The following is a 16227-nucleotide window of genomic DNA, read 5'->3' as shown; positions in this document are numbered from 1 at the left end:
CATATGCTGAAGCTATTCGGTGTCGATGGTTGTTCGTGGTGTCAAACAGCAAATCATAATGGGATCTAAACAGACGATTACTAAGCCGCAATCGAACCGCGTCCGCCTGGTCGTGGCGTCGTCGGTGATGCTCACCTTTATTTCGTTCTGGCGAGCTGCGGCGATTGTGCTGAACGACCTGGGATCATCGGCATTTTACGCGGGCGGCATCGCGGAGGAGGCAGTGGGCAAGGCTGCGCCGTGGTTCATTCTGGGCGTGATGCTGTTCAGCTTTGCAGTGCGTGCGGTGTATGTCGAGAGCTGCAGCATGTTCACGCGCGGCGGCGTGTACCGAATTGTGAAGGAGGCGCTGGGCGGAACGTTTGCGAAGCTGAGCGTGTCGGCGCTGATGTTCGACTACATTCTGACTGGGCCGATCTCAGGTGTTTCAGCGGGGCAATATATTGTCGGGTTGCTGAATGAGGTGTTGCGGCTTTGCGCGGCGCACCATTGGGCTGTCAAGCTGGTGCTGCATCCCAGCGGCTCGGCTCGGCAGTTGCCGGTGGATGGAACTTCCGCCGCGATTGCGGGGCTTATCACCATCTACTTCTGGTGGCAAAACACGAAGGGGATTGAGGAGTCGAGCGACAAGGCTCTGAAGGTGATGAAGATCACGACTGTGATGGTTGTGATTCTGCTTACGTGGGGAATTTTTTCGGCGATTCATGTTGGGGCACATCTTCCGCCGTGGCCTACGCCGGACAATCTTCACTTCAGCAAGGATGCTCTGGGATTTTTGAAGCACACAGGATTCATGCGGTCGTTGGGCCTGTTCGGTGTGCTGATGGCGTTTGGACACTCGGTGCTGGCGATGAGCGGTGAAGAATCATTAGCTCAGGTAAACCGCGAGATCGAGCATCCGAAGTTGAAGAATTTGAAGCGCGCCGCGATTGTTATTGCGATCTACAGCTTCATCTTCACGGGTATCGGCACGCTGCTGGCGGTGATGCTGATTCCGGATACGGTGCGGGTGCCGGTCTATCGAGATAACCTGATCGCTGGAATGGCGATGTTCATGGTGGGGCCGCTGGCGGTTCGAATCGGCTTCCGCGTCTTTGTGGTGATCGTGGGATTCCTGATTCTTGGCGGGGCAGTCAATACGGCGATCGTGGGTTCGACCGGCGTACTGATGCGAGTGGCTGAGGATGGGGTGCTGTCGGACTGGTTTCGTAAGCCGCAGAGAAAATATGGGACCAGTTATCGCATTGTGAACCTGGTTGCAGGGCTGCAGGTGTTCACGATTCTTGTAACTCGGGGCAACGTGATCATGCTGGGCGAGGCATATGCGTTTGGCGTGATCTGGAGCTTTACCTTCAATGCGCTCGCAATGCTGGTGTTGCGGTGGAAGTACAAGGGCGAACGTGGCTGGAAGGTTCCCCTGAATATTCGAATCGGGAAGACAGAGATTCCTTTGGGGCTCCTTTCTGTCTTCCTGGTGTTGCTTACTACGGCAATTGTCAATTTATTTACAAAGTCGGTAGCTACGGTAAGTGGAATTATCTTTGCGGCTGCATTCTTTGTAATTTTTTCTCTGTCGGAGAGAGATAACAAACGTCGTCACGATCTAACCACGATGCAGATGAAGGAACATTTTCAGCTGGAGCATCAGGATAATGTGGGACGTGAGGCGTTGGAGATTCGTCCAGGCGCAGTCGTGGTGACGATGCGCGACTCCGCTGCACCGTTTGCGCTGAAGTGGGCTTTGACGCATACCAATACGGACGATCAGGATCTGGTGGTGCTGGCTGCTCGAATGATGGGCGCGGGCGGACCGGAGTATGTAGATGCGTCGGAACAGTTATTCAGCGAACATGAGCAGATGCTATTTACCAAGGCGGTGTCTGTCGCTGAGAGCTTTGGGAAACATATTTCTTTGCTGGTAGTTCCTGCCGGAGATATTTTTTCGGCGCTGGTACAGACGGCTAACTCGCTGGATGCAGCGGCGGTGGTCTCTGGCCTATCGACCAAGCTTACTGCCGAGGAGCAGGCTTATCACGTTGGCCAGGCGTGGGAGGCGCTGCCTGAGCCGAAGCGGCAATTTACTTTTTATGTGATCAAACCGGATGGTGAGTCCCTGAGCTTCCACATCGGACCACATGCCCCTACGATTGAGCCGCACGAAGTACAGCTTGTGCATCGTCTGTGGCTCAATATTCGACGCGCGCCGGATATGCAGGACCTTCACCACAGTGACATACTCGCCTATGCTCTGACCCGCATGGCGACTGAGTTTGCGCGAGATAAACAAGGAACGCTGAAGGATCTGCAAAGGTGCATTGATGAGTCTCATCATCGTCGCGGGCTGGGGGGCTCGCGGCATGAGGAACTCGATGAAGCTGGACCTGGATATGCGATCCGCGCTCCAAAAACAGCACCTATAGCAGAAGAAGATAATGTCACTATTGTTAAATCAAAGTAGCGGACGAGTTACTTCTTGTTTGCATTGAGTTAGTTACTTCTGTATCGTCATGGGGTGGCAATAAAATTGGTTGACGCAGATAATTTCGAGTAACTCGACCTAGATGACGCCACCGGAGGTAACACGTGGAAGTTAGCCGCATTATTGCCGAGATAGATGCCCAGATCGTAAAGCTCCAGCAAGCTCGCGCGCTGCTGGCTGGGACGACGGCAACGAAAAAGCGCACAGGGCCGGGCCGTCCGAAAGGGAGTAAGAACGCAGCTGCTTCAACAGCAGCAGCGGCCCCTCGCAAACGCAAGTTGAGCCCCGAGGGTCGCAAACGAATCGCCGACGCGATGAAGAAACGCTGGGCGGAGCGTCGGAAGCAGAGTGCTAAGGGCTAGATCTCTGAAGATTTCAACTATGAAAGCGAAGGCGCCTCCAGTTGGGGCGCCTTCCGCTTTTCTCGGGACACTTTTTTCTATACGGCTTAGGGATGAATAACACCCTCGGGATCAGCCGATGGCTTAGCGCGTGATGATGACCTCGCGCAGACTGTCTTTGGCGAGGAAGAATCGGAAGTTACTAAATGCACTAAACAGGTTTTCGATCTTGCGATTGTTGAATATGTTGAGCAGAGGATAGTTTCCTGCGCGCTGCATCTCGACTACGTCGTTATCGGTCAGATGATAGCGACAAAAGAAGGTCTCCGGGCTGCTTGTCTGATGAAAGAAGGCGAGCATGAGTCCGCCGGGCTGTAGAACTTTGTGGATGCGGGCCAGCACAGGCGCTATCAAAGGTTCGGGTAGATAGTCCGCTGTGTCCCAAAAGATGACGACGTCGAAGACGCGACCGGAAAAATTGAGATTGCTCTCGAGAAATCGATCGACATCAAACCTGGGTTCCTGGCCGTCTTCGCCGGGAGTGAGCCACTCCGGCTTTGATGCCTCATCTACGACGCTCGCCATATATATGCTGTGACCCAGGCTGGTGATGTAGTTAATGTTGGTGGACGAGGTAGGACCGATGTCGAGAATGCGCAGAGATTCCTGCGACTGCAGGTGCTTCAATAACTCTTTCCACCCGCTGGAGTGACGCGGGATGCGGCCGGTGTCTCCACCTCGTTGAGTGCTTGTGCTTTCGCTACCGCCGAAAAGGCTGCGCATGAGCCCGCTTCCCTTTCTGGTTCTATGCCTGTGGTTGAGTGAAGAGAGGAGCGCCGGACTCGACTGGAGCGGCGTGCGTTGCGGCAGGAGTGGCGGACTTGGACTTTCCTTCGGAGTTGGATTTGAGCTCGACGCTTCCCTTCAGGATCGCGCTTTCTTCGATGCTGAGCCGGCCGGCCAGGATGTCTCCATTGACGATCGCCGACTGACGGAGGTCGACGCGCCCCGTCGCTTGAACGTTGCCGGTAAGATGACCGAAGACGGTGACGTCGCGGACGCTGATATCGGCCCGTACGCGCGCGTTGGGTCCGATGGTCAAAGCGCTCTCTTTGAGAGTGATGGTTCCTTCGATGTCTCCGTCGATGTAAAGGTCTTCCTCGCCGGAGAGTTCTCCTCGAATGACGACCGACTTACCGATGACGGTGGAACCCTCTGCTGGTTTCATAAGCGTTTTGTTCTCCTTGAGGTCGTGCCTGCTGCACATGCACCTTGCCCGAACTATACCCAAGCTCATGCCGCGAGGCAAACGCGAGAATACTTTGTCCCGCTCTGTGAGTCATAAGAAGGAACCATAGAATGGAGAGATGAGAGGTGTGGATTGGTAAGAGGTTCCGGGGATGGATGCGAGGCCGCTTCAGTCAGCAAGTCCCGATTCATAGCTATTTCCGGGCGGATGAGGGCACGGAAGCGGATTTTGCCTGGGTGTCTTCTCTTCCTGACGGCTGTGGCGGGAGGAACTGCAGGCGCACAGAACGCCACTACTACGAAAGATGTAGGCGAGGCAGCACTGCAGTCGATCCCGCCTCGCTCGTGGGTCGTCGACGCGGCCAAAAATGAGTTGGAGGCGCTGCATCACACCGACTCCTACCTGCGCTATCGCACGCACACGGTGAGCGAGAAGGGGGACGTGGTTCGCGACGTGGTGGAGAGTAGAGACGGGACAGTGGCGCGCCTGATCATGAGGGACGGAAAACCGTTAACGGAAGAGCAGGATCAAGGCGAACGGCAAAGACTGAACGACATGATGGCGTCACCTTCGACATACCTTCGACATGTGCGGAATAGCGAGTCGGATCGGAAGATGGCAGATAAGTTAGTGCCTCTGATGCCGGATGCGATGATCTACACCTACACGCCGGGGCAGCCGCAGTCCGGGAAAAACGGCGGGCCTCCGGAGGTCGTGCTCGACTACAAGCCTGACCCGAAGTTCAATCCGCCAAATACGGAGGCTGGGGCGTTAACGGGGCTTGAGGGAAGAGTCTGGATCGATGCAAAGTCGCATACTCTGGTTCGCATGGAAGGGACGATCTCGCGTGGAGTGAACTTCGGCTGGGGAATGCTCGCTCACATCTATCCTGGGGGCAAACTGGTGCTTGATCAGACCAGTGTCGGGGAAAACAGATGGATCTTCACTTACTTTTCGATGAAGCTGAGCGTGCGAGCGCTGATGTTGAAGACGGTCAACGTGAATACTGAGTCAACGGGCAGCGACTTCCAGAAGCTTGGGCCGATGAGCTACCAAGATGCTATCCGGATGATGCTAGCTACGCCACTGCCGGAGCGGTAGACGATAGATCAGGCGATGACGCGAGCCTTGGCATGGAGGGTCTGCCGGCGCACGGTGAGAGACTCGATGCGGTCGCGCTGCACTTCGAATCCTCTGCCGATAGTCGTGGGCACGGTGATCTCTCCGCGTTCACTGACGGTGACCTGCGGCTCAATGATGTCCTCGGTCCAGTAGCGGCTGGAGGCGGAGACGTCGCCGGGCAGCGAGAAGTTAGGCAGAGAGGAGAGGGCGATGTTGTGGGATCGGCCGATGCCGGTTTCGAGCATGCCGCCGCACCAGACCGGAATGGCGCGCTCTTCTGCAACGTTGTGGATGGCGATGGCCTCGCTGAAGCCGCCGACGCGGCCGACTTTGATGTTGATGATGCGACAGGACTCCATGGCGATGGCAGCGAGAGCGTCGCGGCGATTGCGGATGGATTCGTCGAGGCAGATTGAGGTCAAGAGGCGCTTCTGCAGCATGGCGTGGAAGTAGAAGTCGTCGTACCAGAGAGGCTGCTCGATCATGAGCAGATTGAATCGGTCCCATTCGACGAGGTCTTCAAGGTCTTTCATGCGATAGACGGAGTTGGCGTCGCAACTGAGAGTGATATCGGGCCAGCGGTTGCGGACCGCTTCGAAGATGCTGACATCCCAGCCTGGCTTGCACTTTAGCTTGATGCGCTGATAGCCTGCCGCGAGTTCAGTGGCGATCTTATCCATCAGGTGCGCGGGCGAGGGCTGGATGCCGATCGAGACTCCACAGGAAATAACGTCACGGGTTCCACCGAGGAGTTTCGCCAGCGGGACGCGTTTGACCTGCGATTCGAGGTCCCAGACGGCGTTTTCGAGGGCGGCTTTGGCCATGCGGTGGCCGCGGACCTGGTGGAAGATAGCTGGGCAGCTTCCGCCGCACTCCACATCGGCCTCGAGCAGACGGGGACCGAGCTCGGACTCAATGAGGAGCCAGGCGGTGTCGATGGTCTCGTCGCTGAAGAAGGGGTGCTCGCCGGCGACACATTCGCCCCACGCGGTGAGGCCTTCGGATTCGATCTCGACGAGGAGAATGCGACGGCTGGTGGTAAGACCGAAGCTGGTCTCGAAGGGGTGCGCTAACGGCAGGTTGATTTCGCGGAGATGAATGGCGTCGATGTTGAGCATTTGCAGTCCTGTCTTTCCGAGTTGCGGATCGCAGCGGGTCTGGTGGCGTGGCTCAACGAGATTGTACTGCGATCGAGGGGCGGATAGGTCAGACCTCCGAGGAGTTCTTCCAGGGACCCATGAGGAAGGTACCGTTGCCCTGGGTGTCGCGTTCGTACCCAACGACGGCCAATCCGCGCTGAAACGCCGATTCGAGGGCGGTGCGGTTGTTGCCCTGCAGGGCTCTGGCGAGGCTTCGTTGCTGAGCGTCCTGCTTCCATTGGTAGATGGTGTGGGGAACGGTGATGCGTTCGAGGATCTCCTGGGGCTGCGGCTCGCCACGGAGCAGATCGGCGACATGGCTGGAGCGCAGCCACCACTCTGCATAGAGCCTGTCGGTGGGCAAGCCACCCTGCAAAGGGGAGGAGGAGGGTCCATAGAAGTCTGCTTGATAGCGGCGCACGATGGCGCCGAGCCGGTTGATGTTCAGATGCGAGTTTCTGATCTCGAGAGGATCGAAGGTCCACTCCATGAGGTCAAAGCCGCGGGTGATGGCGTCGTCGCGCTGGGCGAGCTTGAGGCGGCGGCCGATGCCGAGGTTTTGGTACTGCTGGAGGACTGCGAGCATGTAGGAGTGGAGGTAAGATTTGCCCTCGCGATAGCCAGGGAGAGACATGGCGAAACCTATGAGGCTCTGGCCGTCGAAGGCACCAAGGACCTGGCCGCCGATGCGGTGTGCAACGATGAAGACGCGCCGAGGGACGATGTCGTTGTCGCTGTAACTCCAGACCTCGCGCTGGAGGTCGACGCAGCGCTCAAGGTGTTCGAGACTGGTGAGGGACTGGATGGAGATGGCTGTCTGAGGGCTGGCGTTCATGACCTTGTGGGCTCGGTGGCGGCGTTCTTCGCCTGGTTCCATAGTATTTCGAGCTGATCGGGGCTGGAGGCGGCCAGGGCGGCGCTATTGCCTGCGGCGGACTCCATCGCGGCGAAGCGTCGGCGAAATTTTGCGTTTGTAGCGCGTAGAGCAGATTCGGGGTCGACCTTGAGGTGTCGGGCGAGGTTGACGGCGGTGAAGAGAATGTCGCCTAACTCCGCTTCGATCGCTGTTGCTGAGCTGGCGGTCGAGGTGGGATTCAGCTCGGCCTTGAGCTCGCCGATCTCTTCGTGCAGCTTGTCGAAGAGGCCTTCGGAGTTGGGCCAGTCAAATCCTACTTTTGCTGCGCGGGAGCCGAGTTTGCCCGCTTCCATCAAGGCGGGCATGGAGCGAGGGATCTCGTCGAGCATGGAGGTCTGGGTGGATGCGGGCGCCTTCTTTTCGGTCTGCTTGATCTGCTCCCAGTTGCGCAGGACAGCGTTGGAGTCAGTGGCTTCAGCGTCGCCGAAGATGTGGGGATGACGGCGAATCAACTTGGCGTTTAGATTTTCCGCTACATCCTGGATGGTGAAGTAGCCAGCCTCTGAGGCCATCTGGGCGTAGAAGAGAACCTGGAGGAGGAGATCGCCGAGCTCGTCCTTTAGATCGGGCCACGCGCGGCGCTCGATGGCATCGAAGACCTCGTAGGTCTCCTCGAGGGTGTGACGCTTGATAGAGTCGAAGGTCTGCTCGCGGTCCCACGGGCAGCCGTTCGGAGCGCGCAGACGGGCCATGATCGCAATGGCTTCAGCAATCGGATCTTTGGCAGAGACGACATCTTGCGAGAGATTCTTAGGGATGAGATCAGGCATATCTTTCATATCTTCTACCTTCAACTTTACCCGATCATTTCTATCTATGACTTAGTGCTGACATGGGCTTCCGTACTTGAAGTTAATGCATTATGCTTTGCAGCATATGGTGCCGGAGACAGACACGAACGCGAAACCAAAGACCCGCAGAAGCCGCTGGGTGCTGTTGCTTGTCTTGCCTTATATTGGGCTGTGTTTTCCGATAGTTTACGCGCGTTCAACGCCTGAACTTTGGGGATTTCCGTTTTTCTACTGGTATCAGTTTGCCTGGGTCATCCTGGCGTCCGGGTTGTTGGCGATCGTCTATCGCAAGCTCAAGACATAGGCTTCTACATTGCGGCCTTCCAGGCGCAATTTGCTACGTCGGCACGATGTTAAAAACAAACGCGCCGACAATCATGTTGGCGCGTTTTAGTGATTTTGTTTGTCGACTTCGAGTTGAAAAAGCTGCTTACATCTGACCATTCGGTTTGGTGGAAGAAGCGGTGCTCGGCTGGTCGCTGTTCATGTTAGTCATCAGCTTGATGTCGACTCGGCGATTCTTCGCGCGGCCGGCTGCTGTGCTGTCGCTGGCGACCTGCTGGTCTTTGCCGATGCCGATCAGGTAGAACTTATGCGGCGGGATGTTGTACTTCGACGCCAGGTAGTTGACGACCGCGTCGGCGCGATGCTGGCTGAGCTGATAGTTGTAGGCCGCGTCGCCAACTGAGTCCGTTCCGCCGGTGACTTCAAGGATGTAGCCGCGAGTGTTGGTGAGGTTCGCCGCCAAGTCGTCGAGCTGCTTCTTATCAGATGCAGTGAGAACATACTTGTCGAAGGCGAAGGTTACGCCAACATCCGAGACCTGCTTATAGTTGTCCAGGTTGGCTACGACGCCGCTCAGGCTGTCGACCCGGTTGTAAGCTTCCTTCGCGGACTGATTGGCTGCATCGGCGGACTGGCCGGCAGCCAGGGCATGTTGGTCGGCCGTGTTCGCCGCGGATTGTGCACCGGCGATTCCGGTCTTGGCCCGCTCGTCGGTGTCGACGATATTGCGGTGGTCGGCGGCAGTCTTGGTATCCAGATCATTTGTTTGCTGGATGATGGGAGCGGTCTGGGAGCGAACGTAATTTTTCGTCGAGCAGCCGACCGTGAAGGTGAGGGCAAGAGCACTGGCAAATACGGCGGTGCAGGCAGATTTGATCTTCATGTCTTTGTTGTTATTGGATCTCATTCTTTCCACTCTCCTGGTAGTAAGTGCTGCAATAGACCTGCCACAGCAGTTGATAAGATGCAATCAGAGTGCCAAAAATATGCATGGCAGTAGACCATTTCTTTTCAACTAGTTATTAGGATTAACTAACACGCCTGATGAAAGCGCTAGCTGGGAAGCGGGAACTTTTGATCGGCTGTCGCGTCAAATCTACTGAGCAAAGATATGCACACTGCAGGCTCCGTAAGGCTGCGTCTACACTGAGATGCGGGCTCCGATATACGCGATGGATCTTCACCAGAAAATTCGAACTCTCCCCACCCAGCCAGGCTGCTATCTCTATAAAAATGCTGAGGGCGAGGTGATCTACGTCGGCAAGGCGAAGAACCTTCGTGCACGGGTGCGCTCGTATTTTCTGGAGGCGTCGCAGGCGAATGCCAAGACCGGCACCCTGATGCGCGAGGCCATCGATGTGGAGTACATCACGGTCGCCAACGAGCACGAGGCCCTTGCGCTGGAGAACAACCTCATCAAGCAGAAGAAGCCACGCTTCAACATTCTGCTGCGCGATGACAAGACCTACCCCTACATCAAGCTGACGATGAATGACCGCTACCCGAAGGTCTTCGTGACGCGCCGGTTGCGCAAGGACGGCGGGGCCTACTACGGTCCTTACTTTCCGGGGAACCTGGCCTATCGACTGGTGGATCTGATCCATCGCAGCTTTCTGATTCCAAGCTGCAAGGTTGACCTGTCGCGATATCATCCGCGGGCTTGCCTGCAGTACTACATCAAGCGCTGCCTGGGTCCTTGCCTGGAGGGACTAACCACACCGGACGCTTACCGCGAGACCATACGCGATGTGCAGCTCTTTCTGGAGGGGAGGCCGAACGAGCTTGAGCAGTCGCTGACGAAGCGGATGGAGGCGGCAGCAGAGGCGCAGCAGTTTGAGATGGCTGCGCGTCTGCGAGATCAGATCGTTACGGTTCATCAGATGCAGGACAAACAGCGCATGGCGAGCGCGGACAATGAGGACGCCGACGTCTTCGGCTATCACTTTGAGAACGAGATGCTCGCGGTCAACCTGTTCCACATGCGAAGCGGCAAGATTGTGGACCGGCGCGATTTCTTCTGGGAGGATCTGCCGGACTCTCTGCTGGATGCGGCGACGGAGGCGGTCTCCGAGGTGGACGAGTTGGAGGCACTGCCTCGCATGGAGCCTGACCCCGCAGCGCCAGCGCCGGAGATCGGCGAGGGTATCGCCATTGTGCAACATGCAGCGGTGTCGGAGATGGGAGGCGCATTCAGTCCGGGGGTGTTTTTCTCTGCGCTTCTGAAACAGCTTTATCTCGATCAGAGTTATGTGCCGCGATCGGTTCTCGTGCCGGTTGAGTTTCCTGACCGAGCGCTGCTGGCAGAGGCCCTGACTGAGAGAACTGGAAAGCGAATCGAGATTCTTGCTCCACAGCGCGGTGAAAAACGATCCCTTGTCGACCTTGTCTGTCAGAATGCGAAACAGTCTTATGATCAGCGGTTCCGCGTGCTGCAGCCTGCGATGAAGGCTATCCAGGAGGCGTTGCAGGATGCGCTTACGCTCGAGGAGCTGCCACGTCGAATCGAGTGCTTCGACATCTCGCATATTCAAGGTGCTGAGACGGTGGCCTCCATGGTGGTGTGGGAGGATGGCGCGATGAAAAAGTCCGACTACAGGAAGTTTCAAGTGAAGACGGTTACAGGCGTCGACGATTTCGCGAGCATGCGTGAGGTAATTCAACGTCGCTACAAGCGACTGCAGGAAGATAAGAAGCCCTTCCCTTCCCTGATCCTGATCGATGGAGGACTAGGGCAGTTGCATGCGGCGTATTCGGCGCTTGAGGAGATCGGCGTCACGCTGCAGCCCTTGGCTTCGATCGCGAAGAAGGAAGAGATCATCTATGTGTATGGGCAGGAGAATGAGCCGGTGGTGCTGGACCGGCGGTCTCCGGTGTTGCACCTGATGCAGAAGATTCGCGACGAGAGCCATCGGTTCGCTGTGACCTATCATCGCAAGCGGCGCCAGATGCGCGACCGCGACAGTGAGTTGCTGTCGATACCGGGCGTTGGGCCGAGAACCCGGCAACGATTGATCGAACACTTTGGCAGCGTGCGCGGGATTAAGCAGGCTGGAACTGATGCGCTCACTGCGGTGGTGAATGCTGCAACGGCCGAGCGAATTCGCAGTTACTTCGCGGCTGAGGCGTCTGGCGATGCGGTGCTGCCGGTGTTGAACGAGGCTTCCTGAGATTACTCGGCGCTGTCTGCCGGCGGAACGGCACCACCGAATTTAAAGGTGTTGCAGGCTGCGATGGTTCCCTGCTGGAATCCGCGTCTGAACCAGCCGACGCGTTGTGCTGACGATCCGTGGGTGAAGCTTTCGGGGCTGACTGTTCCTCGCTCCAGGCGTTGTATATGGTCGTCGCCGACTGCGGCCGCTGCCTGCAGACCAGCTGTGATATCCGAGTCGTGAACTATGTTCCGCTGCGCTGTACTGTGCGCCCATACGCCCGCGAAACAGTCTGCCTGGAGTTCAAGATCGACCGAAAGGCGGTTTCTCTCCGACGGATTTTGACCTGAGAGCTGGCGAACTTTGCCTTCGATCCCGAGGAGATCCTGTACGTGGTGTCCTAGCTCGTGAGCGATGACGTAAGCCTGGGCGAAGTCCGCATTGCTGCCGCCGAGACGTCTCAGCTCATCCCAAAAACTGAGGTCGATGTAGACCTTCTCATCCGCCGGACAGTAGAACGGTCCGCTCTGCGACTGAGCCGTGCCACAGCCTGAGTACGTTCGACCGCGAAAGAGTACGAGCGTGGAGCGCTGGTAGTTTTTGCCGGTCTGTGTGGGTAGAAGCTTTGTCCAAGTGTTCTGCACATCGTCCAGGGTCCAGGAGACGAGTTGTGCCGCCCTCTTCTCCTGAGGCGATTCAGAAGTTATCGGGCGGTTGCCGGCGGAAGGCACGCTCTGTTGCGTGGAGGACGGTGATGTGCTGTGGCCGGAGAGATAGCTGCCGATATAGTTGCGGCCCGTGACCAGGCTGACGACCAGCAGGATCAAAAAACCAACGATACCGATCCCACCGCCGCCAAAGCCTCCGCCACCGCCGCCGGAAGAACCACGTCTGTCTTCAATGTCGCCACTGAGTCCGCCGCCAGGTGTCCAATCCATAGTTCGCTCCAGTTGGTGCGTCTCCATCTTATAAGTAAGATCTTTTCTTTCGTGGCACTCGAGTGAGGTTTTCTCACCAATTTACTTGCGGTCGTGCGGCGGAGGTGTGCTACTCTCCGGGAACCGATGCCAAACAGCAAGTCCGAACTGCCCCGCGTCCTGAACGCATCCCACGCGACCTCCATTGTCGTGGGCATCATTATCGGGAGCGGCATCTTTCTAGTGCCGCGAGAGATGATGGCTGCGGTGGGCTCGTCCGGCATGGTCTATGTGGTTTGGATCGTGGGTGGTTTGCTCTCGCTCTTCGGCGCAATGACCTATGCGGAGATCGCTGCCGCCAGACCGAAGTATGGCGGCGAATACGCTTTTCTTCGCGAGGCCTATGGAGATCTGACCGGCTTCCTTTATATGTGGACGCAGATTACGGTGGCCAAACCTGCATCCCTGGCTACCATCGCCGCGGGGCTTGCGCGTGTACTGGGGACCTTCGCAGTCTTCAGCTTTTTTGCCCGCCCGGCATTCTTTCATCTCTTTTGGGGACAGATCTTCGCGATCACGGTGACGTGGCTCATCGCCATTCTCAACATTATTGGGACAAGAAGATCTGCCAACGTGCAGCTTCTGCTCACGTGGCTCAAGGGCCTGCTGATTCTAGTGATTGCGGGATTTTGTTTTGGCGCAGCAGGCCAGCATGGTTCGTGGCACAACTTCAGCACAGACTTTACGGGAGCGCGGGGAGGCTTTACCGGCTTCATGATTGCGCTGGTCGCGGCGCTGTGGGCCTATGACGGATGGAGCGACGTCGTCACCATGGCGGGCGAGGTGCAGAAGCCGCAGCGCAGCATGCCGCTAGCCCTGGTTGGAGGGGTTGCCATTGTTGGCGTGCTCTACATGCTGACCAATGCGGCGATTCAATATGTGTTGCCTGCAGCGGCAATCGCTACCGCGGATCGGCCTGCAGCCGATGCAATGCGTCTGGTTACTGGACCGTGGGGAGCGACGCTGGTGTCGATCGGTATGGCCGTCAGTATCTGCGCGACCTTTGTAGGGTCGTCGCTCTCGGGTGCGCGTGTGCCGTTCGCAGCGGCTCGCGATGGATTGTTCTTCAAACAAATGGCGCATGTGAACTCGCGATTTCAAACGCCGTCGACAGCGTTGATCCTTCAGGCCATCCTGAGTTCTCTGCTGCTGCTGGCCATCGGAAAGTTTCAGGCGCTTTTTTCGCTGGCCATCTTCGGCGAGTGGCTCTTCTACATGTTGACCGCTAGCACGATCTTTGTGTTTCGCAGTCGCGACTCAAGCACGCCCCGGCCGTATAGCATCTGGGGATACCCTGCGTTGCCGGCACTGTTCATTCTTGCGGCGGCAGTGCTGCTGGTGTTTTCGTTTGCTGATCAGCCGCGGAACTCTCTCATCGGAACCGGCATCATTCTGCTGGGAGTTCCGCTGCACTATCTGCTGCAACGAGAGCGAAGCGCCTAGCTGCGATTCTGGATGACGCGCTCGTAGAGGCGAAGGTATTCGCTGGCAGGCTTATCCCAGGAAAAATCCTGCGCCATGCCTCGCTGCATCATCTGGGCCCACTCCTGCTTGTTACGGAAGGTATCAAGGGCACGCTTGAGCGCGTCGAAGAAGGCCCCCGCACTGTAGCCCCAGAATTTGAAACCATTGCCGCCACCGTTTGGCTGTTCGTCGATGGTGTCGTCGAGGCCACCCGTAGCGCGGACGACGGGAATCGTACCGTACTTGAGGCTGTAGAGCTGGTTTAGACCGCCGGGCTCGTAGCGGGACGGCATCAGAAAGATGTCCGCGCCTGCTTCGATCTTGTGCGCCATGACGTTATCGAACTTTACCTTCACGCGCACCTTAGCGGGATGGCGCTCGGCCATCTCCACTAACAGCCGTTCGTAGTACTCTTCGCCGCTCCCAAGAATGACCAGCACCATGTCTTCCTGCGCCAGACGATCCATGATCTCGACGATAAAGTCGGAGCCTTTCTGGGTCGCGAAACGGGTGACCACCCCGATCACAGCGGTGTCGTCACTGACATTCTCGAGTCCGTAAGCGTGAAGCAGATCGCGGCGGCACTCTTTCTTGCCGGCGAGGTTTTCGGCCGTGTAATGCGCTGCAATGTTGGGGTCGGTCGCGGGATTCCACTCCTCGGTGTCGATGCCGTTCGTAATTCCGAGCAGGTCTCCGCTCCGTTGGCGAAAGACCCCTTCGAGCCCGTTGCCGAACTCGCTGGTCTGGAGTTCTTCGGCATACTTGCGGCTGACCGTTGTGATGGCATCCGCATACACCACGCCGCCTTTCAGGAAATCAATCTTCTCGTAGTGTTCGAGCTTGTCGACCGTGTACAGGTCCCAGGGGAGCAGCAACTTTTCGATAGTCTGCGAAGGAAACCAGCCCTGCGATCCCGCGTTGTGAATCGTCAACACGGCTGGGACGTTTCGCAGCACAGGATCGAAGTAATAGATGGAGCGCAACATGACCGGGAGCATCGCCGCCTCCCAGTCATGAACGTGGAAGACATCAGGAATACCGAGGATCTTTGAGGCTTCGATCACGCTGCGGCAGAGCAGGCCGAAGCGCTCTGCGTTGTCGGGGTAATCTCCGGACGGCGTACCGTAGAAGTTTTCGCGGTCGAATAGTTCGGCACAATCGAGGAAGTAGGTCTGGACTCCGCTCTTGACTCCCCCATCGAGAACACGCACGAAGCGGTTATAGCCGGGAAAAGGAATTGTGACGCTGGGCAGCACAACCGTAGGGTTCGGGACAGCCTTCGCGACCTGGCGATAGTAGGGCAGAAAGACGCTAACGCGATGGCCGAGTTGAGCCAATGCGCGTGGGAGTGCGCTGACCACATCTGCCATCCCACCCGACTTGGCCCAGGGGGAGCACTCCGATGCTGCGAAAACAATATGCATACCTTCGTCCTTTATCTTTCCAACCAAACCGTTAGTCTATAGAAGAGCGAGACCGCACACATTGGATGCAGATGAAACGTAAGCCGAAGCTGGGGCAGAATTTTCTGGTCGATGACTCCGCCCGACATGCCATCGTCGATGCCCTTGGTGATCTTAGCAAGCGCACTGTCATCGAGATTGGCCCGGGACATGGGGCGATTACCGATATACTGGCTGCTCGTTGCCACAAGTTGATAGCACTGGAGCTTGACCGGAGCCTGGCGGCGGAGTTGACCTTCCGCTTTCGCGATCATGCGCAGGTACAGATTCTCGAGTGCGATGTTCTGAAGACGAACCTGCGAACGCTGGTGCCGGAAGGCGAGACGGCAGACGTGATCGGCAATCTCCCGTACTACATCACGTCGGATATTCTGCTGCAACTCTTCGCGGCTGGCAGCGCCGGTATAGTCGCCCGAGCTGTTCTGATGATGCAGCGGGAGGTGGCGGACCGCGTTTCGGCGGCGCCCGGAGTTCGTGACTATGGCTTACTCTCGGCAACGGCACAGGTGAACGCGCAGGTCGACAACCTCTTTACGCTGCCGCCATCCGCTTTTTCGCCGCCGCCTGACGTCTACTCCACGGTTTTGCGGCTGCACTTTGCGCCGAGGTTTGCTGAGCTTGGAGTGGACCCTGACGGGTTCAATATCTTCTTGAAGCAGAGCTTTGCGCAGAAGCGTAAGACGCTGCAGAACAATCTTCGTGCCGCTGGCTACTCGGCCGAAGAGTTCTCTGCAGCGTGGCCTGCCAGCGTTCCCACGCAAGCACGCGCCGAATCACTCGCACTCGAATCGATGGCAGAGCTTTATCGTTCTTTGTCGCATGTCGTTGCCGATCGCGACTGAGGAGATTGTT

At 57.3% G+C, this 16227-nt stretch carries 15 protein-coding genes; 7 read left to right on the top strand and 8 right to left on the bottom strand.

Going from position 1 to position 16227, the window contains the following annotated elements:
* Positions 1–58 precede the first annotated feature (58 nt).
* A complete protein-coding gene (locus HDF08_RS06270) occupies positions 59–2458 on the top strand; it encodes an APC family permease (protein WP_179637676.1) in 2400 nt (799 codons plus the stop codon).
* 125 nt (positions 2459–2583) lie between these two features.
* Positions 2584–2841, top strand: coding sequence for a hypothetical protein (locus HDF08_RS06265; RefSeq protein ID WP_179637675.1), 258 nt, complete (start codon positions 2584–2586; stop codon positions 2839–2841).
* Between the two features lie 123 nt (positions 2842–2964).
* On the opposite strand, the gene HDF08_RS06260 is transcribed toward HDF08_RS06265, so the two are convergent.
* Complete coding sequence (locus HDF08_RS06260) at positions 2965–3603, bottom strand: class I SAM-dependent methyltransferase (protein WP_257030889.1); 639 nt, start codon at positions 3601–3603, stop codon at positions 2965–2967.
* 22 nt (positions 3604–3625) lie between these two features.
* Positions 3626–4048, bottom strand: a complete 423-nt coding sequence (locus tag HDF08_RS06255; RefSeq protein WP_179637674.1) for a bactofilin family protein — start codon at positions 4046–4048, stop codon at positions 3626–3628.
* Positions 4049–4297: 249 nt separating this feature from the next.
* On the opposite strand from HDF08_RS06255, the gene HDF08_RS06250 reads away from it, so the two are divergent.
* Entirely contained in the window at positions 4298–5170 is an 873-nt protein-coding gene (locus HDF08_RS06250; protein WP_179637673.1) for a hypothetical protein, read from the top strand.
* An 8-nt stretch (positions 5171–5178) separates the two neighbouring features.
* Here HDF08_RS06250 and menC read toward each other — a convergent pair whose 3' ends face one another.
* The 3 genes from menC to mazG form a co-directional block, all read right to left on the bottom strand.
* A complete protein-coding gene (gene menC / locus HDF08_RS06245; protein ID WP_179637672.1) occupies positions 5179–6309 on the bottom strand; it encodes an o-succinylbenzoate synthase in 1131 nt (376 codons plus the stop codon).
* A gap of 88 nt (positions 6310–6397) precedes the next feature.
* Entirely contained in the window at positions 6398–7165 is a 768-nt protein-coding gene (locus HDF08_RS06240) for a GNAT family N-acetyltransferase (protein ID WP_179637671.1), read from the bottom strand.
* Positions 7162–8016 carry a nucleoside triphosphate pyrophosphohydrolase gene (gene mazG, locus HDF08_RS06235; RefSeq protein WP_179637670.1) on the bottom strand — a complete coding sequence of 285 codons (855 nt, stop codon included), beginning with the start codon at positions 8014–8016 and terminating at the stop codon, positions 7162–7164. Before mazG ends, HDF08_RS06240 begins: the two co-directional genes overlap by 4 nt.
* An 85-nt stretch (positions 8017–8101) precedes the next feature.
* On the opposite strand from mazG, the gene HDF08_RS06230 reads away from it, so the two are divergent.
* The gene (locus HDF08_RS06230) at positions 8102–8341 is read left to right on the top strand and encodes a DUF3311 domain-containing protein (protein ID WP_306459696.1); all 240 of its coding nucleotides are present in this window, start codon (positions 8102–8104) and stop codon (positions 8339–8341) included.
* A 126-nt stretch (positions 8342–8467) separates the two neighbouring features.
* Here HDF08_RS06230 and HDF08_RS06225 read toward each other — a convergent pair whose 3' ends face one another.
* The gene (locus HDF08_RS06225; RefSeq protein WP_179637669.1) at positions 8468–9229 is read right to left on the bottom strand and encodes an OmpA family protein; all 762 of its coding nucleotides are present in this window, start codon (positions 9227–9229) and stop codon (positions 8468–8470) included.
* A gap of 265 nt (positions 9230–9494) precedes the next feature.
* On the opposite strand from HDF08_RS06225, the gene uvrC reads away from it, so the two are divergent.
* Positions 9495–11489, top strand: a complete 1995-nt coding sequence (uvrC, locus tag HDF08_RS06220; protein ID WP_179637668.1) for an excinuclease ABC subunit UvrC — start codon at positions 9495–9497, stop codon at positions 11487–11489.
* A gap of 2 nt (positions 11490–11491) precedes the next feature.
* Here uvrC and ypfJ read toward each other — a convergent pair whose 3' ends face one another.
* The gene (ypfJ, locus tag HDF08_RS06215; RefSeq protein ID WP_179637667.1) at positions 11492–12409 is read right to left on the bottom strand and encodes a KPN_02809 family neutral zinc metallopeptidase; all 918 of its coding nucleotides are present in this window, start codon (positions 12407–12409) and stop codon (positions 11492–11494) included.
* 126 nt (positions 12410–12535) lie between these two features.
* Between ypfJ and HDF08_RS06210 the strand changes: the two genes are divergently transcribed.
* On the top strand, positions 12536–13891 hold the full coding sequence (locus HDF08_RS06210; RefSeq protein ID WP_179637666.1) for an APC family permease: 1356 nt from the start codon (positions 12536–12538) through the stop codon (positions 13889–13891).
* Here HDF08_RS06210 and glgA read toward each other — a convergent pair.
* Entirely contained in the window at positions 13888–15336 is a 1449-nt protein-coding gene (gene glgA / locus HDF08_RS06205) for a glycogen synthase GlgA (protein ID WP_179637665.1), read from the bottom strand. The genes HDF08_RS06210 and glgA overlap by 4 nt on opposite strands.
* 65 nt (positions 15337–15401) lie before the next feature.
* On the opposite strand from glgA, the gene rsmA reads away from it, so the two are divergent.
* A complete protein-coding gene (rsmA, locus tag HDF08_RS06200; RefSeq protein ID WP_179637664.1) occupies positions 15402–16217 on the top strand; it encodes a 16S rRNA (adenine(1518)-N(6)/adenine(1519)-N(6))-dimethyltransferase RsmA in 816 nt (271 codons plus the stop codon).
* The last annotated feature ends 10 nt before the right edge of the window (positions 16218–16227 follow it).

Origin of the sequence: Tunturiibacter empetritectus (assembly GCF_013410875.1) — a bacterium.
GTDB classification, from domain to species: Bacteria; Acidobacteriota; Terriglobia; order Terriglobales; family Acidobacteriaceae; genus Edaphobacter; species Edaphobacter empetritectus.
This window is presented reverse-complemented; position numbering and strand designations above follow the sequence as displayed.